Below are 24,878 nucleotides of genomic sequence, written 5' to 3'. Positions count from 1 at the left end.
CAAGCAACATTATTACCATACAGCTGTAAAACACACCCAAAGGGGGACGATGCTGGTGACCACTGATTCGGCCAAGGCCCTGCCCATGCCCGCTCCCATGGCGGAACTGACGTTTCGCGGCGTCATTTTGGGTGCGCTCATCACGCTGCTTTTCACGGCGGCCAACGTCTATCTGGGGCTGAAGATCGGCCTGACCTTCGCAACCTCCATCCCCGCCGCCGTCATCTCCATGGCGGTGCTGCGCCTGTTCGCGACCGGCACCATCCTGGAAAACAACATCGTTCAGACGATCGCGTCGGCGGCAGGCACGCTGTCGGCGATCATCTTCGTCCTGCCCGGCCTCGTCATCATCGGCTGGTGGCACGGCTTTCCCTATTGGCTGTCCGCCTTCACCATCGCGCTCGGCGGCATATTGGGCGTCATGTATTCCGTGCCGCTCCGCCGTGCGCTCGTCACCGGGTCAGACCTCCCCTATCCCGAAGGGGTCGCCGCGGCCGAAGTGTTGAAAGTCGGCGCAGGCTCGCGCGAGGGCCTCGAAGAAAATAAGCGCGGCCTCTCTGCCATCCTCATAAGCGCCCTCGCCGCCGCCGCCTTCTCCATCACCGCAAAGACGAAGCTAATCGCCGAAGAAGCCGCCACCTTCTTCAAATTCGGCGCAGGCGCGACGTCTGTCTCGACCAGCTTTTCCATGGCGCTGATCGGCGTCGGCCATCTGGTCGGCCTCTCCGTAGGCGTCGCGATGTTCGTCGGCCTGCTGATCAGCTGGGTGGGCCTTGTCCCCTGGCTCACCGCGCCCCTGCCAGCCGGAGCCGACATCGCCGAAGTCGTCGGCACTACCTTCCGCATGAAGGCGCGCTTCATTGGCGCGGGCACGATCGGCGTCGCGGCGATCTGGACCCTGCTCAAGATATTGGGGCCGATCATCAGCGGCATCCGCTCCGCCATCGCGGCAGCGCAGCGGCGCAAAGCTGGCGACGGCGCCCTGCTCGAACTCACCGAGCGTGACCTGCCCATCGGCATCGTCGGCGGCACCATCCTGGCCTCGCTCGCGCCGATCGCGGTGCTGCTCTGGTATTTTGCGCAAGGTGGGCCGATCGCGGCCAATCCGGTGCCGATCCTCATCCTGACGCTGGCCTACATATTGGTCGCGGGCATCGTGATCGCGTCGGTCTGCGGCTATATGGCGGGCCTGATCGGCGCGTCGAACAGCCCGATCTCCGGCGTCGGCATCCTCGCCGTACTGGGCGCCTCCCTGATCCTCGCCGCCATCTACGGTTCGGGCGGCGATCCGAAACAAGCCCAAGCCCTCATCGCCTATGCCCTGTTCGTCACCGCCATCGTGTTCGGCATCGCCACCATCTCCAACGACAATCTTCAGGACCTGAAGACCGGCCAGCTGGTCGGCGCGACCCCCTGGAAGCAGCAGGTGGCACTGGTGCTGGGCGTCATCTTCGGCGCCCTCGTCATTCCGCCCGTGCTCGATCTCCTCAACAGCGCCTTCGGCTTCGCAGGCGCGCCGGGAGCCAAGGCAACCGCCCTGCCCGCACCCCAGGCCGCGCTCATCTCCGCGCTGGCAAAGGGCGTGCTGGGGGGCGATCTCGATTGGGGCCTGATCGGCACCGGCGCGCTGATCGGCGCCGTGGTCGTCGCCATCGACGAACTGCTCGGCAAGGCAGGCAAGCTCCGCCTGCCCCCGCTCGCGGTCGGCATGGGCATTTATCTGCCGATGGCGCTAACCCTGCTCATCCCGGTCGGCGCGGTCATCGGCCATCTCTACAATCGCTGGGCGCGCCGCCAATCCAACCCCGACTTCGCCGAGCGCATGGGCGTGCTGATGGCGACCGGCTTCATCGTGGGCGAAAGCCTGTTCGGCGTCGCCTTCGCCGGCATCGTGGCGGCGACGAACAGCGACGCCCCGCTCGCGCTGGTGGCGGAAAATGAGTGGGCCGTGCCCGCGGCGCTGCTCATCTTCGCGGCGGTGATCGCGGCACTCTATGCACGACTGCGGCGCTGGGCGAGCGCACCGCTTGGTTGAAGGTGACAGCGACCAATTTCGACCAAAGTGAGACATTCCCCTCCCGCTGGCGGGAGGGGTTAGGGGTGGGCGCGAGCAGAGCGAGCCTTCAGCTTAGCCGTTGGAACCGCCGCTAATGTCGCGCCAACCCACCCCCTAGCCCCCTCCCGCCTGCGGGAGGGGGAACGTCCGCTCACCACCCAAAACCCCATCCCTCCAGGCCCCAACCAATGAAAAGGGCGGCAAATCACTTCACCGCCCCTCCAATCACCTCTTGGCAAACCACGCTGTCAGCGCAGGCTTCAACCGCGCCCGCGTTTCGATCCGCGTCTTGATGGCGGAGATCGACCGATCCACCACCTTGCGCGATTCCGGCGTCAGATACCGGCTCGCATAGGCGTCCAGCTTCGCCGCCATCGCCGGATCAGCCGACCCGCCGCCCAGCCGCGCGATCGCCTGGGACCGCGCCGACACATCGATCAGCGCTTCATATTGCTGCCGGTGCGCCAGCACATAATCCACCGCCAGCATCGGATGCTCCCCACCCACCGACGAGATGATCGCCGCGCTGGTCGTCTTGCCCGGCTCATCCGTCATGGCAAGGTCGAGCGCCTTGCGCGCCAGGCCCTCATCCTTCGCCGAACCGAGCAGCGCAAAGAGCGTGCTCTTGTCGAGGTCGCTCTTCGCGCCATTGGCCATCGCGCGCAGCTTGTCCCATGTCGCGGCACCGGCATTGTGGGCGATGATGCGCAGCCACACATTGCGCAGCGGCCCTTCCATCAACGCAGGCTCGGCAAAGCGCCGCCGCGCCTCGGTCACCACGCCCTTGTCACCCATGCTTCCCAGCGTCGCGATCAGCGCCGACCGCAGCACCGGCACCTGCGCGCCTTCGCCCGGCTTCGCATCATAGCCGACGCCCTTCAGCACCGGCCCCAACTTGCGTGAGGCATAGGCAGCCACTCGCGCCTGCGCCACCTTGTCGCCCTCCAGCATCGTGTAAGCGCTGTCCAAATAGTCCGGCACCTCGGCCAGCACGGCCGGGCTTGCGCTCGCGGGCACCGCGTCCACCATGTCCAGCGCCAGCCCGATCGGCTGATATCCCCCCAGCCCCAGCTGGAAATTATCCGCCATCAGCCCGATCTGGTCCATCGACGACAGCCGGGTGAAACCCGCCGCCAGCGCCTTCACATTCGCCTCCGGATAGAGCGACCGATAATAGCCCGTCTGCCCCGCATTGATCACATAGGCCCCGCAACCGGGCAGCGTCACCGAAGCCGTCCCATTCAGGATCAGCCGTTGCGGCGCCCCGCCCATCACCTGCGCCATCACCGGCACATTCCAGCGGAGCGGCGCCTTGTCCTTCCGATCCCGGCTGAACTCGCCCTGCGACAGCGACAGCAGAGTCGACCCACCCCGGCACTGCGCGCTGTCCACCTTCACCAGTGGAATGCCCGGCTGGCTGGTAAAGTCATGCGCGATTGCCACCAGCCCCTTGGCCCCCGCACCTTCAACCGCCTTCCACAGGTCATCCGTCACCGTATTCCCATAGGCATGCGCCTTCATGTAGCCGCGAATGCCCTCGCGCCACACATCCTCGCCCGCATAGCCTTCCAGCATGGTGATGACCGCCTCACCCTTTTCATAGGTGATGTCGTCAAAGGCCTGGTTCACCTCATCGACGGTATGGATTTTCTGCACCACCGGATGAGTGGTCACCAGCGCATCAAGCGCCATCGCCCGCTCCCGCCCGCCCACGCGGGTCAGCAGCATTTCCCAATCGGGCTGCAACTTGTCCGTGACCTTGGTCGCCATCCAGCTGGCAAAGCCCTCATTCAGCCACAGATCGTCCCACCAGGCCATGGTGACCAGATCGCCGAACCACTGATGCGCCATTTCATGCGCCACGATCGAGTAAATGGTCCGCTTGGTCCCTTCCGACGTGAATTTCGGATCGACCAGCAAAGCCCGCTCAAAGGTGAAGATCGCCCCCCAATTCTCCATGGCGGAAAAGAACTGGCTCTGCCCCGGCCCCGCGACATTATCCAGCTTGGGCAGCGGAAAAGGCACGCCGAAATAATCATTATACCAGGGCAGGATCGCCGCCGAAGCATCCAGCGCCAGCTGCGCCTTGCCCGTATTGCCCTTGCCGGTGATCACACCCACCTCGGTCGCGCCCGCCATTTTGGTGGCGCGCTCCAGATCGCCCAGCCCGAAGAACAGCAGATAGGATGACATCTTGGGCGAAGTCCCAAACGTCACCCGCGTCCTGCCGCCGCCCAGATCCTGCGACGCCTTGACCGGCATGTTGCTGACCGCCAGCTGCCCGGTCGGCACGATCGCGGAAAGATCGAACGTCGCCTTGTAGCTCGGTTCGTCAAAGCTCGGCACGAACCGCCGCGCATCGGGCGCCTCGAACTGGGTGAACAGCGCACGCTTCTGCGCGCCCGCATTGTCCTTATAATCCAGCGCGAACATCCCGTTCGCCTGCGTGTTGATGACGCCGCCATAGGCGATGTCGAGCTTGTAGGCGCCCGGCTGCACAGGCTTGCCAAAATCCAGCGTCACCGTCTGCGCATTGGCATCAACCTTCGCCGAGCCCGTCACCGCCTGGCCCTTAGCAGGGGTCAGCGCGACACTGCCAATACTCAGATCAGCCGCATTCAACACCAGCACCGGAATCGCCTGGACGACATTCAGGTCCACCGTCACCTTGCCCGTGAATTTGAGGTTCGCCGCATCCGGCACCACCTCGATGGCATAATGACTGGGCGCCGCCCCACGCGGCAACTGCGTCGTGATCCCCGGCGCAGGCCCGGCGGGCGTTTGAGCGATAGCAGGCTGAACAAGAGCCAGCGGCGCGGCGGCCAGCAACAGGGACGAAATTCTGGATAGAGACATCAGGTTCGCAACTCCGACACGTTGAGAACGGCACGGCCCGGGCGGCCATGTGCCATGATAGTTGCGGGATCGAACCTTTCTCGCCTGCGGTCAAGCGGTTGTCGGAATTTTGTTGTTCGCTTGTTTAACAGGGAGGGCTTGGCGAATGCTGACTAGCACCCCATCGAGATTCTCAATGACCTCATGGTTCCAGAAGCGGATCACTGAATAACCCTGCCCCTCCAGAAAGCGCGTACGCGAAAGGTCAGCCTCATCGCTGTGCTGGCCTCCATCGACTTCCACGATCAGGCGATGTTCAGCGCAAAGCAGATCAACGACGTACGGACCTATCGTTGCTTGCCGCCGAAACTTGAATCCATCCAGCTGCCGATTGCGCAACGCGGCCCAAAGTTGCTTCTCACACTCCGTCGCGTTCTGCCGCAACTTCGCCGCGTTAGGATTGGTGCGCCGTACCACCATAGCTCGCCCCACCCTCACCCAACCCTCTCCCGCCAGCGGGAGAGGGCTTTCAGACCTCTTTCCTTCTCCCGCTGGCGGGAGAAGGATACGCAGCCTTGCCCGCAAGGCGGGCTAGGGTGTGTGGGGATTCAGTTCAGGGCGAGGCGAAAATGGTGAATTTCGAGAACCGGCGCGCAGCGTACTTCAGTACGTGAGCACCGGAAGCGCAGAAAGTCGCCATTTGCAGGCCGCCATGGGCTGAATCCCCACACACCCTAGGCGAAGTTGGATGAGGGTGGCCTCAACCCCGCCCGCGATACCCCGGCACATCCTGCGCAGGCAGCCACAGGCCGGCAGGCGGCTCGCCCGACTGCCAGAACACATCGATCGGAATCCCCCCGCGCGGATACCAATATCCCCCAATCCGCAGCCAAAGCGGCTGCATCTCGGCAAACAGCCGCTCGCCAATCCCCACCGTGCAATCCTCATGGAAAGCCGCGTGATTACGAAACGCCCCCAGGAACAGCTTCAACGACTTCGATTCGACGATCGTCGCGGCGGGCGCATAATCGATCACCAGATGGGCAAAGTCCGGCTGCCCCGTCACCGGGCACAGCGACGTAAACTCCGGCGCCGTAAAGCGCACCAGATAGGGCTTCCCCGGCCGGGGATTGGGCACATAATCGAGAACCGCCTCCTCCGGGCCCGCAGGCAGCGCACTGCTCTGGCCCAGATGGATCGGTGCCATGCTTTGGGGTATATCAGTCATGACCGGCCATCTACGCCATTGCACGCCTAATGTCACCGCAACCTGATCCCGCCATGCCATTCACCTCCCGTTCAGCGTCATCATTGCCTTGGCTGCTTGCCATGGGGATACGTCCTGCCATCTTGATCGCCTTGCCGCTGCTGCTGGCCACGCCTTCGCTCGCGCAGGAGCAGGGCGGCAATGATCCCGTCTTCAACCTGCCGCGCACGTCTCAGCCGCCTGCTGATCCCAGCAGACAAGGCCCAGAGCTGGATGTATTCCGCGGCGCGCCGGTGACGCCGCCAGCCAGCACGCCTGTCATCACCCCGCCTCCGCCAGTCGTCGCGCAACCGCAGCCAGCAGCTCCAGCCCCGCCGCAGCGCCCTGTCACCACAACGCCACGCCCGGCCCCCGCTGAACCCACAGCTCCCGCCCGCGAGCCCGAAAGCAACAGCCCCGCGCCCCAGCCTTCGACGCCGCAATCCCCGGCACCCCAATCTCTGGCACCGCAGCCCGCGCCAGCGGAACCCGCCGCACCGCAAGCCGCACCCGCCCCGACGCCCGCCGCTCCCGCCAGCGAGCCGCCGCTCAGCGCGCCTGCCGATGCCCCTTCCTGGGGCTGGATCGCAGGAAGCATCGCCTTGCTCGGGGCGATCGTGGCCGCCGCCTGGCTTTTCCTGCGCCGCCGTCCCGAAGAAGAACAGCAACACTTCATCGAAGAGCAGAAGTCCGCTCCGACACCCCTGCCCCCCACGCCCCAGCCCAAGGCGCCACCTGCCGCACCCGCCGCCGCAACGGCCGAGCGGCCATGGATAGACCTCACTCTTGAAGTCCGCAGCGCCCGCCTGTCGCTGATGGGCGCCACCATCGGCTACACTCTGACGCTCCATAATCGCGGCGAACGCAGCGCGGACGACATTCTGATCCGCACCTTCATGGCCAATGCGGACGCCAACCAGCAGGCGCAGCTACAGCAGTTCTTCGCCGGAGCCAGCGGACTACCGGCTCATTCCGCCGTCTCGCTCGCACCTGGGCAAAGCCACAGCCTGACGGGCGAGCTACGCCTCCTGCCCGACCAGATCGCGCCCGTGCAGATGGGCGATCGCGCGCTGCTCATCCCGCTCGTCGCTTTCGACGCCCAATATCGCTGGTCCGACGAACCGGACGCTGCGCCCGTTGGATCAGGCCGCACCGGCCGCGCCTTCATCATCGGCCAGGAAAAAACCCCGCCCGCCGACCGCCTCGCCCCCTTCCGCGTCGATCAGGGACCACGCCAGTTCCGCACCCCCGGCAGCCGCGCCACCGCCCTCGAACTGGCGAGCTAAGTTCCGCCCAAGTGGTCATCCCAGCGCGGGCTGGAATCTCAGGCCCGGCCACGCCACCCCCACCCCACATAGCTCGTCATCCCAGCGAACGCTGGGATCTCCGGCCCCGTCACGCCACCTCTCCCGAGATTCCAGCTTCCGCTGGAATGACGCCCGAACAATAGGCGAGGCTAAAACCCCAACACCCTTCCCACACCCTCATCACCCGCCTAAAAAGGTCGCCACGCACCAACAAAAGAGGCGGCATGGACATCCTCATCTCCACAGATTGGCTCGCAGCAGAACTGGGCCAGGACGACCTCAAGATACTCGACGCCAGCCTCTTCCTGCCCGGCACGCCGCGCGACCCCCGCGCCGAGTTCGAAGCCGCCCACATCCCCGGCGCCGCCTATCTCGACCTCCCCAGCCTTTCCGATGCAGACGACCCGCGCCCCGGCATGTTGCCGAGCGACGCCTTCATGACCGAACGCTGCCGCGCGCTTGGCATCAACGCCGACAGCCGCGTCATCCTCTACGACAACAGCCCCACGCACAGCGCTGCCCGTGCATGGTGGATGATGCGCCTCTATGGCGTGGGCAAATCCGCCGCGATCCTGGACGGCGGCCTGCCAAAGTGGATCGCCGAAGGCCGCCCGACGGAAAGCGGCTGGCCCGTCATCCCGCGCGGAGACGCCACCGCCCGACGCGCGCAGGGCCGAGTCCGCACCAAGGACGACCTGCTCGCCAATCTCAACAGCCATGCCGCGCAGGTCATCGACGCGCGCGGCGCGGCCCGCTTCACCGGCGAGGAAAAGGAACCCCGCCCCGGCATGGCATCGGGCCATATCCCCGACTCCCGCAACATCCCTTCCGCCTCCCTCTTCAACGCCGACAACAGCATGAAGAAGGGCGAGGAACTGCGGCAGCTGTTCCTCGACGCGGGCACGGACTTCGCCCGCCCCATCATCACAAGCTGCGGCAGCGGCGTGACGGCGGCGATCCTGCTCGCGGGGCTTGAACTGCTCGGCAAGAGGGACGTCACCCTCTATGACGGCAGCTGGTCGGAATGGGGGCTCGATCCCTCGACGCCAAAGGCCACGGGGCCAGCCGCATGAGCAAGGACCGCAAGCCGCTCACCCAATTGGCGCAGGCAGGGCGCAAGCCTGAATGGACCGGCATGCCCGGCCAGCCCGGCGCCATCGTCAACCCGCCGGTCTGGCGCGCCTCGACCATCCTCTATGACGATGTCGCCCATCTGCGCAGCGCCGCGCGCAGCAGCACGCATGAACGGCTCTTCTACGGCCGCAAGGGCACGCCCACAGCCTGGAGCCTCGCCGACGCGCTGACGGAAATGGAACCCGGCGCGGAAGGGACGATGCTCTTCCCCTCCGGCGTCGCCGCGATCGCCTGCGCGTTGCTGTCGGTCCTGAAACCCGGCGACCAGCTGCTCATGGTCGATAGCGCCTACGACCCCACCCGCAACTTCTGCGAACAGATGCTAAAAAGTTACGGTATCGAAACGGTATACTATGATCCCCTCGCCGATTCCGTTTCAATTCGCCAACTCCTTAATGAAAACACCCGCGCCATTTTCCTCGAAAGCCCCGGCAGCCTGACTTTCGAAGTACAGGACATCCCCGCCATCACCGCCCTCGCAAGGGAAAAGGGCATCGTCACCCTCCTCGACAATACCTGGGCCACGCCCTTCTTCTTCCCCGCCCTCGCCCACGGCATCGACATCACCATCCTCGCCTGCACCAAATATATAGTCGGCCACAGCGACGTCATGCTCGGCTCCGTGACTGCGACACCGGAGCATTTCCAGAAGCTTCGTCAAACCGCTTATCTCCTCGGTCAGATGGTCAGCCCCGATGACGCCTGGCTCGCCAGCCGCGGCCTGCGCACCCTCGGCGTCCGCCTGAACCAGCATCAGGACAGTGCGCTCCAGATCGCCCGCTGGCTCGCCGAACAGCCCGACGTCGCCCGCGTCCTCCACCCCGCGCTGCCAAGCTGCCCCGGCCATGAAAAGTGGGCGCGCGACTTTTCCGGTTCCAGCGGCCTGTTCAGCTTTGTCCTCAAGGGCCGCGGCGAAGAAGCCCGCGCAGCCCTCATCGACGGCCTAGAACATTTCGGCATAGGCTATAGCTGGGGCGGTTTCGAAAGCCTGGCCTTGCCCGTCGATCCAGCACGCTACCGCACCGCCACCATATGGCAGGCGGAAGGACCGCTCGTCCGGCTACAGATCGGGCTTGAAGATCCTGCCGACCTCATTACCGAGCTCGCCGCTGGCCTCGCCCGTTTCCGCAAGGTTCGGGGATGAGCCGGGGCCTCCCCAACCTGCTGGCCTTGCTGCCCGGAAATCCGGCGATCATTCACCCCCTTGTTGCGCTCACAATAGCGGCGCTTCTGTTCCTGATCGCCGATGGGATCGCCCATATCGCTGCCCCGCGCCTGCGCCGCCGGGCACGACCATTAGGGGAAGCGTTGGCCGGACATTTCCGCCCCATCCTACGCCACAGCCTTGGAAGCGGTCTTTTCGGCCTGGCTGTCATGCTATGGCCGGTCGGCGCGCTCGCCCACCTCATCCTTGGCGGAGCCTTCGCGCTCTCCGTCGCCTTACTCGCGGTCCATATCCTGCGCAGCCTCGCCATTCCGCGCTGGGCTGTCGTTCCGCTCGCCCTGTTGCTGTTCGTCATGATCCTTTCCGGCAGCAGCGGCGGCTTCGCGCCCGTTGCGGACATGCTTGATGGCATTGGCATAGACCTTGGCAAACGGCGGATCACGCTGCTTGGCCTTGTCAGCACCGCCGCGATCTGCGTCCTGCTTTTTGCGCTGGTGCGGCTCGCCAATCGCCTGTTCGCCCGCAGCATCGACCGTGCCAAAGGGCTCGATCCCACGCAAAAGCTGCTAGCCCAAAAGCTTGCCGCCATCGCCGCAGTAGTCGCCGCCTTTTTCATCGGCGTCGATCTGCTCGGCATCGACCTCACTGCTTTTGCCGTCTTTTCCGGCGCGCTGGGCCTGGCAGTCGGCTTCGGCCTGCAAAAAACCTTCGGCAATCTGTTCGCCGGGATCATCCTGCTCATGGACCGCTCGATCAAGCCGGGCGACGTCATCGTTGTCGGCGACAGCTTTGGCTGGGTGAACAAGATCGGTGTTCGCGCCGTCTCCGTCCTGACCCGCGACGGCAAGGAGCATCTGATCCCGAACGAAAATCTGATGACGCAGGAGGTCGAGAACTGGTCCTATTCCGACCGCAATGTCCGCGTCCGCATTCCAGTGGGCATTGGTTACGACAGCGACCTTAAGCTCGCTCAGGAGCTGATGCTACGTGCCGCGCAGGAAAGCCCACGCGTCCTGCGCAATCCCAAGCCCAATGTCTGGTTGACGGGCTTTGGCGAAAATCGCGTCGAACATGACATATTGGTGTGGATCAGCGACCCGGAAGGCGGTGTGGGAAATGTCAAATCGGACGTGCTGAACCGCCTCTGGCTGTTGTTTCGCGAGCATGGGATCACGATCCCCTATCCACAGCGGGTGGTGCATCAGGCTGCGCCGAGCACTCGGCCTTTTGTTGCAGAGTAGCAACATTATGGACGTAAAAGACAACCAATAGCAATAATTTCTTGTGCAGCGCGGCATGCGTCGGCATGCCGTGCCTGTTCAGGTCATCCGATCCGGCCCTTCGTGGGAACAGAGAATTCGGGATCCTGACGCAGGCGGGACCATCGCAGAAAACCATCAAGGGGAATCCAATGCGTAAGTCCATTCTCGGCCTCTCGGCCGTTGCTCTCGCTGCTCTGTCCGTCCCGGCGCTCGCCCAGGACGAACCCACTTCCGCAATCACGGTCACCGGCAACGCTGCTGTAGTCAGCGACTATCGCTTCCGTGGCATTTCGCAGACCGACAAGCGTTTCGCGCTGCAGGGCGGCATCACCGTCACCCATGAATCGGGCTTCTATGTTTCGACCTGGGGTTCGTCGATCGACGATTATGTGGCCGCTGGCAGCGACCAGGAACTCGACCTGATCGCAGGCTATTCCAAGACCATTGGCGCCGCGACCGTCGATGTCGGCGTACTCTATTATTACTATCCCGGTTCGGGCGGTGCAAACACCGACTTCGTTGAGCCCTATGCTTCGGTCAAGGGCACCTTCGGCCCGGCAACAGCTAAGCTCAGCGCTGCCTACGCGCCCAAGTCGCGCGCCCTTTCCGTCGATGGCGGCCTGACCCGCGAAGACAATCTCTATGTCGCGGGCGACCTGTCGGCCAGCATTCCCAACACGCCGCTGGGCGTTTCGGCGCATCTGGGCCACAGCTTCGGCCCCAGCTACCTGACCATCGGCAAGGAATATACCGACTGGAACATCGGTGCGACCTACACCTGGAGCCACCTGACCTTCGGCGTCAGCTATGTGGACACCGACAAGTCGCTCTACAGCCCCAGCGGCCGTAACATCAGCAAGGCTGGCGTAGTGGGTTCGATCACCGCCTCCTTCTGATTTCTTCGGTTATTGAATGGGAAGGCCGCGATCCTGGCGATCGCGGCCTTTTCCATGTCCTGAGTTTTACAGGCTCGCGCACCTTCATCCGCGCGCTTATATAGGGCGACATGTCCGCGTTCCTATTGTTCCTGATCTTCGCCACTGTCACCGCGATGGAGGGCTTTGCCTATGTCATGCACCGCTGGGTGATGCATGGGCCGGGCTGGTTCCTGCATGCCAGCCATCATCGTCCCCGCAACGGAATGTGGGAAGCGAACGACCTCTATTTCGTCATCTTCGCGCTGCCCTCGATCCTGCTGCTGCTGGGCGGCGTGCAACTGGGCTGGGGCGACTGGGCGACGGCCTGCGGCACGGGGATCGCGGCTTATGGCCTCATCTATCTCGGCTTTCACGACATCCTCGTCCATCAGCGGATCACCCACCGCCATGTTTCCCGCTCTCCCTATATGAAGCGGATCGTTCAGGCGCACCGGCTGCATCATGCGGTCGAGACGCGCGAGGGCTGCGTCAGCTTCGGCTTCCTGGTCGCTCCGCGGCCGGAGGAGCTCAAAAGGCAACTGGCGCAGGGGAATCGGCGGAAGGGCGTGCGGAAGGCACGCGGGCTTTGAGCAATCGGTTCATTTACGGCCCACTGGCAGCGACGGCGGCAAGCTGAAATGGCACGCATCGGCCTTCTGGGCGGCTCCTTCAATCCAGCGCATGGCGGCCATCGCGCAATCTCGCTGTTCGCTGCGAAGACGCTGCGGCTGGACGAAGTCTGGTGGCTGGTCTCGCCGGGCAATCCGCTCAAGCCACGTGCTGGCATGGCGTCCCTCCCCGCGCGGCTAGCCCACGCCCGCCATATCGCTCGACGCGCGGCGATTCGGCCCACCGCGATCGAGCAAGCGCTAGGCACCCGATACACCACCGATTCGCTGAAGGTGATTAGGCACCGCTTCCCCCGCAATCAGTTCATCTGGCTGATGGGCGCGGACAATCTCGCCCAGTTCGGCCAGTGGAAAGATTGGCGCGGCATCGCGCGACAGATGCCCATTGCCGTAATCGCCCGGCCCGGCTATGATGGAGTTGCCCGTGGCTCTGGGGCCATGGCCTGGCTGCGGCGTTTCGTCCGGCCCGCGCGCCAGAGTGCAGACTGGACGGATTGGAGACCGCCGGCGCTTGTGCTTTTGCGCTTTCGCCCTGATCCAAGATCGGCGACCCTGCTGCGGCAGGCGAAACCCCTCTGGCATCGCGAATATGAACATGCACGCGTGCGCGATTCGCTCACGCGCCGGTTGATTGTCTAGAATGGAGCATTTTTGACCAGACCACATCCTGCCAACGACCCGGCTGATGCCGACAGCGTTGCCGCCCTGCACGACCTTGTCCTGAAATCGCTCGACGATGACCAGGCGCAGGAAACCATCTCCATCCCGCTTGAAGGCAAGAGCAGCATTGCCGACCATATGGTGATCGCCAGCGGGCGGTCATCGCGTCAGGTCGCGTCGATGGCGCAGAAGCTTGCCGAGCGTATCAAGCAGGCCACCGGCCGCTCCGCGCGCGTGGAGGGACTGCCGGTCGCTGACTGGGTGCTGATCGATGCAGGCGATGTGATCGTCCACCTGTTCCGGCCCGAAGTGCGCAGCTTCTACAATCTGGAACGGATGTGGGGCTTTGTCGATGCGCCGGTGGCGGGCACAGCCTGAAGGCTCTTACCGCATCGGCCTCGCTAGCCGATGCATGCAGACCTTCGACAAGCGCGCACTGACTCGTTAGGAGCGTGATCCATGCTCCTTCACATCATCGCGCGCGGCAAGATCGGACGTTCGGCCGAAGCGGAACTGGTCGAACGTTATGTGAAGCGGCTGACCATGCCGCACAGGATCACCGAACTGCCCGACCGTGGCGGCAAGCTGCCGCCCGCTCCGACTGGCACGATCACCGTGATGCTCGACGAGAAAGGCCGCCAGCTCAGCTCCATGGACTTCGCCAAAAGGCTCGAAGGCTGGCGAGACCAGGGCGCGCGCGAATGCCGTTTCCTGATCGGCGCGGCCGATGGCTTCGACGACGAAGCCCGCGCGGGGGCTGACCTGCTGATCGCTTTTGGCGCGATGACCTGGCCCCACATGATAGCCCGCGCCATGCTGGCCGAACAATTGTGGCGCGCCTGTTCCATCCTTTCGGGCCACCCCTATCATCGCGAAGGCTGATGCCGCCGCCGCTCGACATGGATGGGCGTTTGCGCCTAGTCAGATATCGCCGGTCGCAAACAGGACCTGCAGGGGGCAAGGGGTGAAAAGGTCAAAGACCTTCGCGGCAATAATCGGCAGCGCAGCTGTGCTCGCCGCCGCGCGCCTGACGGCGGCGCCTCAAGCGGGCATCATCCTGGGCGGCACGGGCGAGACCAGCCTGCGTCAGGAACAGGCCGCGCTGAAGGCGGCCCGCATCCAGTCCGAACAAGCACGCGAGCGCTCCCAGCGGTTGGAACAGCAGGCAACGGCCGCGCGCGACGAAGCCGAACAGGCGCGCCGCCGCGCCGCCGCCATGGCTGCCCGTATCCAGCAGGCCGAGGCCGACATTCAAGCGGCCCAAGCACGGATCGCGATCATAGCCCGCATGCAGCGTTCGCAGGCGGCACGGCTGGCGGCCAAGCAGGAGCCGGTTGTCCGTTTGACCGCCGCCCTTCAGATGATGGTGCGGCGGCCTCTGGCTCTGGCGCTGGTGCAGCCGGGGTCGCTGAGCGATGCCGTCCACATGCGCGCCGTGCTGGGACAGATATTGCCCGTCATTCAAGAGCGCACAGCCGGCTTGCGCGCTGAACTGGAGCGCAGCCGCGCCTTGCGTGAAACCGCCGAGCAGGCCGCCGCTTCACTCGCACAAAGCCAGGCCGACCTCCGCAATAGCCAAGCCGCTTTACGCACGTTGGAAACGCAAAAGCGGCTGGCGGCGAGGGATTATCGCTCCAACGCCAATCTGGAAAGTGACCGGGCTCTCGCCCTGGGCGAAAGAGCCCGCGACATCGTCGACCTGATGGACCGCCTCCAGGCGGCAGGTGATCTGCAAAAGGAACTCGCAGCGCTCCCCGGCCCGCTGCTCAGGCCAGCACGCCCCGACCTCGCCATGGCGCCTGCACAGGCAAGGCAGCGCAGTACGGGCGGACCTCCACCCTATCGCTTGCCGGTGATGGGCCAGCTGGTCACCGGCATGGGTGAATTGTCGGAAAGCGGCGTCCGATCGCGGGGCCTCACCATCGTCACCCAGTCGGGCGCGCTCGCCGTCGCACCTACGGCGGGGCGCGTCGTCTTCGCGGGGCCTTATCGCGGCTACGGCCAGATCATGATCCTGGATCATGGCGGCGGCTGGACCACGTTGATCACCGGATTGCATCGGCTTTCCGCCGCCGTGGGCGATGATGTGCGACAGGGTGATCCGCTGGGCAACGCCGGAAGCGGGCGTCCGACCATCACGATCGAACTACGTCGCAATGGCCGTCCGGTCGATATCGTGCCGTTGGTCGGGCTAGGCTGAAAGCGCTAGAGCATCGTGCGCAAAAGTGGGAACCGGTTTTGCGCTTAAAAGGATGCGATAACAAAAAACTAGAGCGCGCGACCTGCGTCCGATTTAACGCAGCGCGCTCTAGCGCCGCCAACGCGCCCAGATGGCCGTCGGCAACTCCAGCCCTCTTGCTTCCTCGCGCACGGCCAATTCACCCGCTTCGACCGTGCCCGGAAGGTCGGCGAAGGCCTGCTTCAGCAATTCCCCAATCGCCAGCGCGGACATGCGCACAGCGTATACGGTCAAGAACAAGAACCGGCTGTCGGCATCCAGCAGACGGCGGCAATCCGCGATCAGCCGAGGCAGATCCTCTTCCAGTCTCCAGATTTCACCGTCCGGCCCACGGCCATATTTAGGCGGGTCAAGCAATATGCCGTCATAGCGCCGCTCTCGCCGAACCTCGCGAGCGACGAATTTCGCGGCATCGTCAACGATCCAGCGCACGGGGCGGTCTTCCATCCCCGATGCGGCGGCATTGGCCCGCGCCTGCGCCACCGACTTCTTCGACGCATCGACATGCACCATCTGCGCGCCAGCCGCCGACATCGCCAATGTGCCGACGCCGGTATAGCCGAACAGGTTCATGATCTGCGGCTGCTCCAGCCCGGCCGTCTGCTCGCGCATCCAGTTCCACACCGGCGCCATGTCGGGAAAGAAGCCGAGATGCCGGAAAGGCGTGCAACTCGCGTGAAACGTCACATCGTTCCAACTAAGCGGCCAACCTTCAGCAGGCACCGGGCGATCATAGAACCAGCGCCCGCCGCCCTCTTCGTCCGATCCCGGTACGAATTCGCCATCGGCCTGCCAATCGGCACTCGCAGGCGCCCACATCGCCTGTGGCTCGGGCCGGATGAAACGATAACGGCCATAGCGTTCCAGCTTGCGGCCATGACCCGAATCGAGCAGGCCATAGTCGGCCCACGGCTCCCCGATGAGCGTATCGAGCTTCATGCTCGCGGCGTAGCGCGCTCCGCGACATAGGCGGTGATCGCCTCAAAGGTCGCGGGCAGCTTGGCATAGGCTTCCTCACGGGCGAACAGGTCACCCATGCGGGCAGGCAGAGGCGGACGAAGCCCGGTGGCGCGCTCCACGGCCTCGCGGAACTTGGCGGGATGCGCCGTCGCCAGCGTGACGATCGGTACGCCTGCCTCGACCTCCATCTCTCGCGCGGCGGCAAGGCCCACAGCGGTATGGGGGTCAATGACTTGCCCCGCCCCGTCAAAGGCCCAACGAATCGCCATGTTCATTGCGTCGCCATCGACGCGCGCCGAAGCGAACAGCTTAGCCGCGCCAGCCCGCTGCGCGTTGGTCAGGCGCATCGCCCGGCTTGTCTCAAATCCCTTCATCTGCTCGGCCAGCGCGGGGCCGCCACGGCCACCTGCATCGAACAGCAGTCGTTCGAAATTCGAACTGATCTGGATATCCATGCTGGGGGTAGAAGTCTGAACGACCTGGCCCTGGCTATAGTCACCATCCGCCAGCGCGCGGTGCAGAATGTCGTTGACGTTGGTCGCGACCATCAGCTTCGCAACGGGAAGCCCCATCTGCGCCGCGACATAACCAGCGAACACGTCGCCGAAATTGCCGGTGGGGACCGAAAAAGCGACCTGCCGCTCGGGCGCTCCCAGCCTTACAGCGGCGTAGAAATAATAGACCACCTGCGCCATCAGCCGCGCCCAGTTGATGCTGTTCACCGCCGACAGATTGAACTTCGTCGAGAAGGCAGGGTCGTTGAACATCGCCTTCACGAGGGCTTGCGCGTCGTCGAAGCTGCCCTCGATCGCGATATTATGGACGTTGGGCGCGCGCACCGTGGTCATCTGGCGCCGTTGTACGTCGGACACGCGGCCTTCGGGGTGCAGCATGAAGATGTCGATCTTCTCGCGCCCTGCAACGGCGTCGATCGCCGCCGAACCCGTATCGCCCGAAGTCGCACCGACGATCGTCAGATGATCGTCCCGGCGTGACAGGAACCGCTCAAACAGCTGCCCCAGCAATTGCAGCGCGACATCCTTGAACGCCAGGGTCGGGCCATGGAAAAGTTCGAGCAGCCAATGCTGGTGGTCCAGTTGAACCAGCGGCGTCACCGCGTTGTGGCTGAACCGGCCATAGGCGGCAGTGCACAGCTCGCGCAGTTCATCTTCGCTGAGCGAACCCGCGACATAGGGCGCCATGACGCGGACGGCGGTTTCCACATAGGAAAGCCCGGCGAGCGCGCGTATGTCTGCCTCCGAAAAGCGCGGCCAGCTTTCCGGAACATAGAGGCCGCCGTCGGACGCCAGCCCGGCCAGCGTCACATCCTCGAAACCCAGCGCAGGCGCGCTTCCCCTGGTGCTCACATATTGCATGATGGGGAAGCGCGGTAACGAGGCTGGAGCGTTGGAGCAAGCCTTTACGACGGATCAGCTGGTGGAGGCATCCGCTTGCGAAGCGCAAGAACGTAGATAACCACGGCCACCGCAGCGAAAAAGAACCACTGGATGGCATAAGCGAGGTGATTGTTCGGAACGTCGTTGACGTTCGGCGGGGCGACCGGTTTCAACCCTTCCGGCGCGCGCTCCGCGATCAGCATCGGCCGCAGCGGAAGGACATTGGCCGTGAACCGCGACAACAACGTCCGGTGATCAGGCTCTTCGGATATCCAGCCGGTGACCTGGCCGCCTTTCCAATTTGGCTCCAGGTCCGGCTGCTTGGCGACGCCCAAGGCAACGAGCGCACCAGGACCTTCCGCCCCCGTGGCGCATTGCGCGATATAGCGGTAGCCGACCGCCCCATCGGCGGCCCTTCCGGCCTCCGTCTGCCAGCCAACGACATTCAGGCAATGAATGGAAGAGCGGCGGAACAGCAGCACAGGCGGAACAGGTGGCATTTGCGGGAAGCTGACAGTCGGCTTGGCTGGATTGGCCGACGCGAGGGCCAGCATCGCCTCCTTCTCGCCGCGACGTTGCAATTGCCAGATGCCAAGGGCGATCATGACCAGCACGGCGCCTGCCACGATAATGCTGGAGAAAAGAGGGACGCGCCGCGCGGTCATAGATTGACCGCCGACGATATGGTCGCCCCGGTCAAGGCGGACGGGCCGAGTTGCCGGAAGGCAGGCGCGGCGCTCATATTCGGCAGCCGGACGCCGGGCGGAGAGAAGCAGGACGGCTGGAGAAGCGCAGATGTGGAAAGAAGCATCACGGTAGGCATACTTATCTTCCGTCTAAAAGAAAACGGCCGGTTATCACCGGCCGTTTGCTTGATGTATAAGACTCAGTCCTTAACCGCCGTGCATCGGAGCGCCCCAGCCGCCCCATACATAGATGGCGACGAACAGGAACAGCCAGACGACGTCGACAAAGTGCCAGTACCAGGCAGCGGCCTCAAAGCCGAAATGCTGACGGGGAGTGAAGTGCCCCTTATAGACCCGCACCAGATTGACGATCAGGAAGATCGTACCGATTAGAACGTGGAAGCCGTGGAAGCCCGTCGCCATGTAGAAGGCCGAGCTGTAGGGGCTGCCGCCGAACGGGAACGGCGCGTGCATATATTCATAGGCCTGGATCGAAGAGAAGAGCAGGCCGAGGATCACCGTCAACCACAGGCCGGTTTTCAGACTCTCACGATCTCCATGAATGAGCGCGTGGTGCGCCCAGGTGACGGTCGTGCCTGAACAGAGCAGGATCAGCGTGTTGAGCAGCGGCAGCTCAAACGCGTTCATCACCTCGATACCCTTGGAAGGGAACAACCCTTCGATCGGCGCAAGCTGACTCGGGAAAAGCGAGAAGTCGAAGAACGCCCAGAACCAGCCAACGAAGAACATGACTTCCGAAGCGATGAACAGGATCATGCCGTAGCGCAGGTGAAGCTGAACCACCGGCGTATGATCACCGGCATGTGCTTCTGCAATCACATTCGCCCACCAGCTATACATGGTGAACAGCACGCCCGCGACGCCGATCAGGAATACCCAGCCACCACCGGCAGGCATGGCATCAGGGTGCATCCACATGATCGCGCCGAGCGCCATTACCAGCGCCGACATGGACCCGAATAGCGGCCAGATGCTGGGCGGTAGAATATGATAATCGTGCTGCTTGGCGCCTGCCATGACGTACTCTTCCCTGTTCGCGTTCGCGTTATCGTGGATTGCCTTAGCTCGGCTTCTTGTCCTGCTCAACAGGATAGAAGGTGTAGCTTAGCGTAATTTGCTGCGTGTCCCTATTGTCGGGATCATTCAGTATTTTGGGATCAACATAATAAATCACCGGCATGCGAACCTGCTCGCCCGGCTGCAATGTCTGCTGGGTGAAGCAGAAACACTGGATCTTGGTGAAGTAGGCGCCAGCCTGGATCGGCGTCACGTTGAAACTGGCCGTGCCCGTAACAGGCTTGTCCGACATATTCTTCGCAATGAAGATCGCCATGTCGCGCGCGCCAACGGTCACCGTATCCGTCCGGTGTTCGGGATAGAATTGCCAGGGCATGCCAGGTTGAACATTGGAATCGAACCGGATCGACATTGTATGGCCGACCGCTGGCTGCAACTTGACATCAGCAGCAGCGCGCTGCGTCGTGCCGCCAAATCCCGTCTGCTGGCAGAATATTCGGTAGAGCGGGACCGATGCGAAACCGAGCCCAAGCATAGCCAATCCTACCCCCGTCATAGTGATGAGGGTGCGGCGGTTCCGGCGATCCCGATCAAAAGGCGACGGCGGCAGGCTGGCCATTATTGTCCAGCACCAATCTTCACGATCGTGATCGCGTAAAAGAGAATGACGAGCGCCCCGAGCAGCAGCCCTGTGACAATGGCGCGCGACTTCTGCCGACTGCGCACCTGCTTTTCCTCCTCGGGCGTCATGCCAGCAACCAACGATCGATGACAACCGCTCCGAACAGAAGGAAAAGATAGAAGATCGAATATTTGAACAGTCGACGTTCAGGACCCATGCGGCTGGGATCCATTTCACGGCGCCGGTAAACCTGGAAGGCGAAGATCACGAACAGGCCCGTACCGAACAAGGCAGTTACGCCGTAAATCAGACCCGTAAGGCGAAGCAGAACAGGAGCCATCGCTGCGGCAGCCATGATCGCGGTGTAGAACCATATCTGACGACGCGTAGCAACTTCACCTGATACGACGGGCAGCATCGGGATGTTTGCTGTTGCATAGTCGGTCTTCACGAACAGCGCGAGTGCCCAGAAATGCGGCGGCGTCCAGAAGAAGGTGAGCAGGAAAAGGGCCACCGGGAGAGCGCCGACGTCACCTGTCACTGCAGCCCAGCCGATAACGGGAGGAAAAGCCCCCGCAGCACCGCCAATGACGATGTTCTGTGTTGTCCGGGGCTTGAGCCAAATAGTGTAAATGAAAACATAGAAAAGAATCGACACCGCCAGGATGGCAGAGGCGAGCCAGTTCGTCGCCACGCCCATCAGCAGGACCGAGAAGAAGGAGAGCCCGACGCCGAAATGAAGAGCCGACTGTCGGTCCATCCGCCCAGCGGGCAGTGGACGGTTGGCGGTCCGCTTCATCTTTGCGTCAATGTCGGCCTCATACCATTGATTGAGTGCCGCGGCTGCGCCAGCGCCCAGCGCTATGCACAGGATGGCGGTGAAGGCGAGTACGGGATGGATTTGACCGGGTGCCGCGAGCAGCCCGCAAAGACCGGTGAAGACGACCAATGTCATCACGCGCGGCTTGGTCAACGCGACAAAGTCGCGCCAGTGCGCGGGAATTGTGGAAGCGGCGCTCCCAGTCATGAACGGCGAACTTGCCATATGCTCCTCATGCGGCAGCCCGGCACCATCACGGGCGCCGGGGCTGCTAACTGCGGGTCCGCGATATTCGTCGCCGCCCGGCATCCTGCTGGATGCATTCTTTTCGCCGATCGTCAGTCGATGACCGGCAATGTTTCGAACTGGTGGAACGGCGGTGGGCTGGGCAGCGTCCATTCCAGCGTCGTCGCGCCTTCGCCCCACGGATTGCCTTCCGCTTTCTTGCCAAAAGCAAGCGACCAGAAGACGTTCACGAAGAAGATCAACACGCCCACGGCCATGATCTCATAGCCATGGCTGGCCACGCTGTTCCAGTAGGCAAAGGCTTCCGGATAATCGGGGTAGCGGCGGGGCATGCCCGAGAGGCCCAGGAAGTGCATCGGGAAGAACAGCAGGTTCACGCCCACGAAGAACACCCAGAAGTGCAGGTGACCGAGGAATTCGCTGTACATGCGGCCCGACATCTTCGGGAACCAATAGTAGAAGCCCGCGAAGAGACCGAAAACAGCGCCCAGCGACAACACATAGTGGAAGTGGGCAACAACATAATAGGTGTCGTGCAGCACGTCATCGACGCCGCCATTTGCCAGGACCACGCCGGTAACGCCGCCCACGGTGAACAGGAAGATGAAGCCCAGCGCCCAGACCATCGGTGTCTTGTAGCTGATGGAACCGCCCCAAATCGTCGCGATCCACGAGAAGATCTTGATGCCGGTGGGAACGGCAATGACCATCGTCGCAGCCGTGAAGTACATCTTCACGTTCACCGACATGCCAGTGGTGAACATATGGTGCGCCCAGACGACGAACCCGACGACGCCAATTGCGACCATGGCATATGCCATGCCGAGATAGCCGAATACTGGCTTACGGCTGAAGGTAGAGATGATCTGGCTGACGATACCAAAACCAGGCAGGATCATGATGTACACTTCGGGGTGCCCGAAGAACCAGAAAAGATGCTGATAAAGTTCCGGATCGCCACCCCCGGCGGCATCATAGAAAGTGGTGCCAAAGTTACGATCGGTCAGCAGCATGGTGATAGCGGCCGCAAGAACCGGCAGCGCAAGCAGCAGGAGGAAGGCGGTGACCAGCACCGACCAGACGAACAACGGCATCTTGTGCAGTGTCATGCCCGGCGCGCGCATATTCAAAATGGTGGTGATGAAGTTGACAGCGCCCAGAATGGAACTGGCGCCCGCGATATGGAGCGACAGGATAGCCATATCCACAGCTGGCCCCGCCGAACCGCTGGTCGAGAGCGGAGCATAGACCGTCCAGCCCGTGCCCGCGCCATTACCCGTACCGCCAGGAACGAATGTCGAACCGAGCAGCAGAGAAAAAGCGGGGATCAGCAGCCAGAAGCTGATATTGTTCATGCGCGGGAAGGCCATGTCCGGCGCCCCGATCATGATCGGCACGAACCAGTTACCAAAGCCACCGATGATGGCGGGCATGACCATGAAAAAGACCATGATCAGACCGTGCGCGGTGATCAGCACGTTCCAGAGGTGATAGGCCTGGTCCATCGTGGCCGAAGGACCATCCGTCATCTGCGCCCAGGTGTGCAGATACTGAATGCCGGGCTGCGCGAGCTCGGCACGCATCAGACCCGAAATCGCGCCGCCGATCACGCCGGCAAGGATCGCGAAGATCAGATAGAGAGTGCCGATGTCCTTGTGGTTCGTCGACATGAACCAGCGCTGGAAGAAGGCTGGCTTGTGATCGGCGTCATGATGATCATGCGCATGATCGCCGTGATGATCTGCAGTAATCGTGGTCATGGCGTTATGCCCTTACATCAAAGCTTTTCGGCGGGAGCGGCGGCAGGCGCTGCGGGAGCGGCAGCTGTAGCTGCGGCGTCAGCGCCCTGGAGCTTGCCGCCCTGCGAGAGAACCCACTGGTCAAACTGGGCAGGAGGCAGCGCCTCGATCGCAATCGGCATGAACCCGTGACGCGCGCCGCACAGTTCGGAACACTGCCCGTAATAGACGCCCGGCTTCTCAATGGTGAAGGTCTTCTCATTGAGACGGCCAGGAACAGCGTCCATCTTCACCCAGAGCGACGGGACCGCAAAGGCGTGGATCACGTCAGCACCGGTGATGATCAGTTTGATCGGACGGCCAGCAGGAAGAACCATGCGGTTGTCAGGCGCGAGCAGATAAGGCTCGCCATTCGCCTCGGCCTTTTCCCTGGGAAGCATGTTCGAGACATATTCAGGAATGCCGTTGTCGGGATATTCATAACCCCAATACCACTGATAGCCGGTGACCTTCACGGTCAGCGCATCCTTGGGCGCGGGCTTATACTGGTCCGCCAGCAGGCCGATCGAGGGCACTGCGATCACAAGGAGGATCACCACGGGAACCACGGTCCAGATCACTTCGATCAGCGTATTGTGCGACGTCTTCGACGGCACCGGGTTGGCGCTGCGGCGAAAGCGGATCATCACATAAAGCATCAGGAGGGCCACGAAGACCGAAATGATCGTGATGAGCGGCAGAAGCAGCACATCGTGCAACCAGCGAGCGGTATGACCCGTGGGGGTGAACTGTTCCTGCAGGGTGATTTCGCCGGGGCGCGGCATGCCGATGCCTTCGGTCGGCTTCATACGGGTCGGCGCGGCAACCTTGGCCGCAGGCGCAGCCTCGGCAGCCGGAGCGGCCGCATTGGCGCCCGAGTCGGCCGGTGCGGCGGCATTGCCCGCAGCGGCGGCTGCGACGGCGGCATTGTCCTGCGCCAGCGCCTGACTGTTCAACACCGCAGCTGGCGCAAAGGCCAGCAACCCGGCGAGAACGAGCGATTTCACCATTTTCATAAGCGTCTTCTTACCCCGTAACCCCTTGGCGCCGCTGCAACGAAGGCGCGCGCATGCGCATCCCCCTCCGCCCGGTCGGTCTGCCGCGGCTTATAGGCATGCTTTTTTCCTGCCTCAAGCGGGCAGGAGCAGATTTTCTTCGCTGTTGCAACGCTCCGGTCGTCCGCCTATCTCGCACCTCGCGCGCAGGGGCGCGTTCATGGGCGTTACCCATGTTGAAAGTTGATGTGCCGGATGGCTCCTAAATAGGCCTGGGCATGTACTGATGGATCGAAGAATCGGATGACCGACGAGGAAGTACTGGCAGAATTCAGGGCCGCAGGAGCGCTGCTGGAGGGGCATTTCATTCTTTCCTCGGGCCGCCGAAGCGCCAATTACCTGCAATGCGCGCGGGTATTGATGAACGCCGAACGCGCAGGCGGCCTCGCGCGCGCAGTCGTGCAGAAGCTGCCCCGCGAACTGCGGCAGGACATTGACCTTGTCGTCTCGCCCGCCATGGGCGGCCTTATCATCGGCCATGAAGTCGGGCGCGCGCTCGACAAGGATGCTGTATTCCTGGAACGGCCCGAGGGAAAATTCGAGCTGCGGCGCGGCTTTGCCATAACACCCGGCCAAAAAGTGCTGATGGTCGAAGACGTCGTCACGACCGGGCTGTCATCGCGCCAGGCGATCGAAGCGGTGGAGGCCGAAGGCGGCATCGTTGTCGCCGAAGTAGCGCTGGTCGATCGATCCGCAGGCGAAGTGGATCTGGGCGTTCCCTTCTACCCGCTCGTCAGCATCAATTTCCCGGTATATGAAGCAGACGATGTCCCGCCGGAACTAGCGGCCATCCCCGCCATCAAACCTGGAAGCCGGAAACAATAGG

Annotated in this window: 24 protein-coding genes; 12 read left to right on the top strand and 12 right to left on the bottom strand. The window is 63.2% G+C overall.

The annotated features are described in order from the left end of the window. The first annotated feature begins 97 nt into the window (after positions 1 to 97). Positions 98 to 2,035, top strand: a complete 1,938-nt coding sequence (locus tag AC6JBC_RS02695; protein WP_498025984.1) for an OPT family oligopeptide transporter — start codon at positions 98 to 100, stop codon at positions 2,033 to 2,035. 246 nt (positions 2,036 to 2,281) lie between these two features. On the opposite strand, the gene AC6JBC_RS02690 is transcribed toward AC6JBC_RS02695, so the two are convergent. The 3 genes from AC6JBC_RS02690 to queF all read right to left on the bottom strand — a co-directional run bounded on the left by AC6JBC_RS02690 (position 2,282) and on the right by queF (position 6,098). Beyond that, positions 2,282 to 4,912, bottom strand: coding sequence for a M1 family metallopeptidase (locus AC6JBC_RS02690; protein ID WP_498025266.1), 2,631 nt, complete (start codon positions 4,910 to 4,912; stop codon positions 2,282 to 2,284). 90 nt (positions 4,913 to 5,002) lie between these two features. Continuing rightward, the gene (locus AC6JBC_RS02685) at positions 5,003 to 5,371 is read right to left on the bottom strand and encodes an endonuclease domain-containing protein (RefSeq protein ID WP_498025265.1); all 369 of its coding nucleotides are present in this window, start codon (positions 5,369 to 5,371) and stop codon (positions 5,003 to 5,005) included. Positions 5,372 to 5,651: 280 nt separating this feature from the next. After that, entirely contained in the window at positions 5,652 to 6,098 is a 447-nt protein-coding gene (queF, locus tag AC6JBC_RS02680) for a preQ(1) synthase (RefSeq protein WP_498025983.1), read from the bottom strand. Between the two features lie 74 nt (positions 6,099 to 6,172). On the opposite strand from queF, the gene AC6JBC_RS02675 reads away from it, so the two are divergent. From AC6JBC_RS02675 to AC6JBC_RS02630, 10 genes are all read left to right on the top strand, one after another. Then, positions 6,173 to 7,423 carry a hypothetical protein gene (locus AC6JBC_RS02675; protein WP_498025264.1) on the top strand — a complete coding sequence of 417 codons (1,251 nt, stop codon included), beginning with the start codon at positions 6,173 to 6,175 and terminating at the stop codon, positions 7,421 to 7,423. A gap of 245 nt (positions 7,424 to 7,668) precedes the next feature. Continuing rightward, on the top strand, positions 7,669 to 8,517 hold the full coding sequence (sseA, locus tag AC6JBC_RS02670; protein WP_498025262.1) for a 3-mercaptopyruvate sulfurtransferase: 849 nt from the start codon (positions 7,669 to 7,671) through the stop codon (positions 8,515 to 8,517). After that, positions 8,514 to 9,722, top strand: a complete 1,209-nt coding sequence (gene metC / locus AC6JBC_RS02665) for a cystathionine beta-lyase (protein ID WP_498025261.1) — start codon at positions 8,514 to 8,516, stop codon at positions 9,720 to 9,722. Before sseA ends, metC begins: the two co-directional genes overlap by 4 nt. Continuing rightward, positions 9,719 to 10,984 (top strand): mechanosensitive ion channel family protein, encoded by a 1,266-nt coding sequence (locus AC6JBC_RS02660; RefSeq protein WP_498025260.1) that lies wholly within the window; start codon positions 9,719 to 9,721, stop codon positions 10,982 to 10,984. Before metC ends, AC6JBC_RS02660 begins: the two co-directional genes overlap by 4 nt. Before the next feature lie 170 nt (positions 10,985 to 11,154). After that, entirely contained in the window at positions 11,155 to 11,901 is a 747-nt protein-coding gene (locus AC6JBC_RS02655; RefSeq protein ID WP_498025259.1) for a TorF family putative porin, read from the top strand. A gap of 110 nt (positions 11,902 to 12,011) precedes the next feature. Continuing rightward, complete coding sequence (locus AC6JBC_RS02650) at positions 12,012 to 12,512, top strand: sterol desaturase family protein (protein WP_498025258.1); 501 nt, start codon at positions 12,012 to 12,014, stop codon at positions 12,510 to 12,512. A gap of 48 nt (positions 12,513 to 12,560) precedes the next feature. Continuing rightward, positions 12,561 to 13,190: a nicotinate-nucleotide adenylyltransferase gene (locus AC6JBC_RS02645; protein ID WP_498025256.1), complete on the top strand. Its 630-nt coding sequence runs from the start codon at positions 12,561 to 12,563 to the stop codon at positions 13,188 to 13,190. Between the two features lie 12 nt (positions 13,191 to 13,202). Beyond that, entirely contained in the window at positions 13,203 to 13,589 is a 387-nt protein-coding gene (rsfS, locus tag AC6JBC_RS02640; protein WP_449474303.1) for a ribosome silencing factor, read from the top strand. An 81-nt stretch (positions 13,590 to 13,670) separates the two neighbouring features. Further along, the gene (locus AC6JBC_RS02635) at positions 13,671 to 14,093 is read left to right on the top strand and encodes a 23S rRNA (pseudouridine(1915)-N(3))-methyltransferase RlmH (RefSeq protein ID WP_498025254.1); all 423 of its coding nucleotides are present in this window, start codon (positions 13,671 to 13,673) and stop codon (positions 14,091 to 14,093) included. An 82-nt stretch (positions 14,094 to 14,175) separates the two neighbouring features. Beyond that, positions 14,176 to 15,411 carry a murein hydrolase activator EnvC family protein gene (locus tag AC6JBC_RS02630; RefSeq protein WP_498025253.1) on the top strand — a complete coding sequence of 412 codons (1,236 nt, stop codon included), beginning with the start codon at positions 14,176 to 14,178 and terminating at the stop codon, positions 15,409 to 15,411. 108 nt (positions 15,412 to 15,519) lie between these two features. Here AC6JBC_RS02630 and AC6JBC_RS02625 read toward each other — a convergent pair whose 3' ends face one another. From AC6JBC_RS02625 to coxB, 9 genes are all read right to left on the bottom strand, one after another. After that, a complete protein-coding gene (locus tag AC6JBC_RS02625; protein WP_498025252.1) occupies positions 15,520 to 16,389 on the bottom strand; it encodes a class I SAM-dependent methyltransferase in 870 nt (289 codons plus the stop codon). Further along, complete coding sequence (thrC, locus tag AC6JBC_RS02620; protein ID WP_464787508.1) at positions 16,386 to 17,786, bottom strand: threonine synthase; 1,401 nt, start codon at positions 17,784 to 17,786, stop codon at positions 16,386 to 16,388. Before thrC ends, AC6JBC_RS02625 begins: the two co-directional genes overlap by 4 nt. A gap of 44 nt (positions 17,787 to 17,830) precedes the next feature. Further along, positions 17,831 to 18,472 carry an SURF1 family protein gene (locus AC6JBC_RS02615; protein ID WP_498025251.1) on the bottom strand — a complete coding sequence of 214 codons (642 nt, stop codon included), beginning with the start codon at positions 18,470 to 18,472 and terminating at the stop codon, positions 17,831 to 17,833. Between the two features lie 228 nt (positions 18,473 to 18,700). Further along, positions 18,701 to 19,531, bottom strand: a complete 831-nt coding sequence (locus AC6JBC_RS02610) for a cytochrome c oxidase subunit 3 (RefSeq protein WP_449474314.1) — start codon at positions 19,529 to 19,531, stop codon at positions 18,701 to 18,703. 43 nt (positions 19,532 to 19,574) lie between these two features. Next, the gene (locus AC6JBC_RS02605) at positions 19,575 to 20,150 is read right to left on the bottom strand and encodes a cytochrome c oxidase assembly protein (protein WP_498025250.1); all 576 of its coding nucleotides are present in this window, start codon (positions 20,148 to 20,150) and stop codon (positions 19,575 to 19,577) included. After that, a complete protein-coding gene (locus AC6JBC_RS02600; protein ID WP_268934763.1) occupies positions 20,150 to 20,281 on the bottom strand; it encodes a cytochrome c oxidase system small membrane protein in 132 nt (43 codons plus the stop codon). The genes AC6JBC_RS02605 and AC6JBC_RS02600 overlap by 1 nt, the downstream gene beginning before the upstream one ends. Then, positions 20,278 to 21,198, bottom strand: a complete 921-nt coding sequence (locus tag AC6JBC_RS02595) for a heme o synthase (protein ID WP_498025982.1) — start codon at positions 21,196 to 21,198, stop codon at positions 20,278 to 20,280. The genes AC6JBC_RS02600 and AC6JBC_RS02595 overlap by 4 nt, the downstream gene beginning before the upstream one ends. Before the next feature lie 113 nt (positions 21,199 to 21,311). Then, positions 21,312 to 22,979, bottom strand: a complete 1,668-nt coding sequence (ctaD, locus tag AC6JBC_RS02590) for a cytochrome c oxidase subunit I (protein ID WP_196224696.1) — start codon at positions 22,977 to 22,979, stop codon at positions 21,312 to 21,314. A gap of 17 nt (positions 22,980 to 22,996) precedes the next feature. Next, entirely contained in the window at positions 22,997 to 24,013 is a 1,017-nt protein-coding gene (coxB, locus tag AC6JBC_RS02585) for a cytochrome c oxidase subunit II (protein WP_498025249.1), read from the bottom strand. Positions 24,014 to 24,295: 282 nt separating this feature from the next. On the opposite strand from coxB, the gene pyrE reads away from it, so the two are divergent. Then, positions 24,296 to 24,877, top strand: coding sequence for an orotate phosphoribosyltransferase (gene pyrE, locus AC6JBC_RS02580; protein ID WP_449474318.1), 582 nt, complete (start codon positions 24,296 to 24,298; stop codon positions 24,875 to 24,877). The last annotated feature ends 1 nt before the right edge of the window (position 24,878 follow it).

The organism is Sphingobium sp. RC1 (assembly GCF_059738765.1).
Note: the sequence above shows the minus strand (reverse complement) of the source record. Positions and strands in the feature narration are given on the sequence as shown.

Excerpts from the sequence above, each read along its gene's own strand:
- metC (WP_498025261.1), top strand. The coding sequence starts at position 8,514 with ATGAGCAAGGACCGCAAGCCGCTCACCCAATTGGCGCAGGCAGGGCGC.
- AC6JBC_RS02615 (WP_498025251.1), bottom strand. The coding sequence starts at position 18,472 with ATGACCGCGCGGCGCGTCCCTCTTTTCTCCAGCATTATCGTGGCAGGC.
- AC6JBC_RS02600 (WP_268934763.1), bottom strand. The coding sequence starts at position 20,281 with ATGACGCCCGAGGAGGAAAAGCAGGTGCGCAGTCGGCAGAAGTCGCGC.
- queF (WP_498025983.1), bottom strand. The coding sequence starts at position 6,098 with ATGGCACCGATCCATCTGGGCCAGAGCAGTGCGCTGCCTGCGGGCCCG.
- pyrE (WP_449474318.1), top strand. The coding sequence starts at position 24,296 with ATGACCGACGAGGAAGTACTGGCAGAATTCAGGGCCGCAGGAGCGCTG.
- AC6JBC_RS02660 (WP_498025260.1), top strand. The coding sequence starts at position 9,719 with ATGAGCCGGGGCCTCCCCAACCTGCTGGCCTTGCTGCCCGGAAATCCG.
- AC6JBC_RS02695 (WP_498025984.1), top strand. The coding sequence starts at position 98 with ATGGCGGAACTGACGTTTCGCGGCGTCATTTTGGGTGCGCTCATCACG.
- AC6JBC_RS02650 (WP_498025258.1), top strand. The coding sequence starts at position 12,012 with ATGTCCGCGTTCCTATTGTTCCTGATCTTCGCCACTGTCACCGCGATG.
- AC6JBC_RS02675 (WP_498025264.1), top strand. The coding sequence starts at position 6,173 with ATGCCATTCACCTCCCGTTCAGCGTCATCATTGCCTTGGCTGCTTGCC.
- AC6JBC_RS02635 (WP_498025254.1), top strand. The coding sequence starts at position 13,671 with ATGCTCCTTCACATCATCGCGCGCGGCAAGATCGGACGTTCGGCCGAA.
- AC6JBC_RS02685 (WP_498025265.1), bottom strand. The coding sequence starts at position 5,371 with ATGGTGGTACGGCGCACCAATCCTAACGCGGCGAAGTTGCGGCAGAAC.
- AC6JBC_RS02655 (WP_498025259.1), top strand. The coding sequence starts at position 11,155 with ATGCGTAAGTCCATTCTCGGCCTCTCGGCCGTTGCTCTCGCTGCTCTG.
- ctaD (WP_196224696.1), bottom strand. The coding sequence starts at position 22,979 with ATGACCACGATTACTGCAGATCATCACGGCGATCATGCGCATGATCAT.
- thrC (WP_464787508.1), bottom strand. The coding sequence starts at position 17,786 with ATGCAATATGTGAGCACCAGGGGAAGCGCGCCTGCGCTGGGTTTCGAG.
- sseA (WP_498025262.1), top strand. The coding sequence starts at position 7,669 with ATGGACATCCTCATCTCCACAGATTGGCTCGCAGCAGAACTGGGCCAG.
- AC6JBC_RS02645 (WP_498025256.1), top strand. The coding sequence starts at position 12,561 with ATGGCACGCATCGGCCTTCTGGGCGGCTCCTTCAATCCAGCGCATGGC.
- AC6JBC_RS02605 (WP_498025250.1), bottom strand. The coding sequence starts at position 20,150 with ATGGCCAGCCTGCCGCCGTCGCCTTTTGATCGGGATCGCCGGAACCGC.
- AC6JBC_RS02690 (WP_498025266.1), bottom strand. The coding sequence starts at position 4,912 with ATGTCTCTATCCAGAATTTCGTCCCTGTTGCTGGCCGCCGCGCCGCTG.
- coxB (WP_498025249.1), bottom strand. The coding sequence starts at position 24,013 with ATGAAAATGGTGAAATCGCTCGTTCTCGCCGGGTTGCTGGCCTTTGCG.
- AC6JBC_RS02595 (WP_498025982.1), bottom strand. The coding sequence starts at position 21,198 with ATGGCAAGTTCGCCGTTCATGACTGGGAGCGCCGCTTCCACAATTCCC.
- AC6JBC_RS02625 (WP_498025252.1), bottom strand. The coding sequence starts at position 16,389 with ATGAAGCTCGATACGCTCATCGGGGAGCCGTGGGCCGACTATGGCCTG.
- AC6JBC_RS02610 (WP_449474314.1), bottom strand. The coding sequence starts at position 19,531 with ATGGCAGGCGCCAAGCAGCACGATTATCATATTCTACCGCCCAGCATC.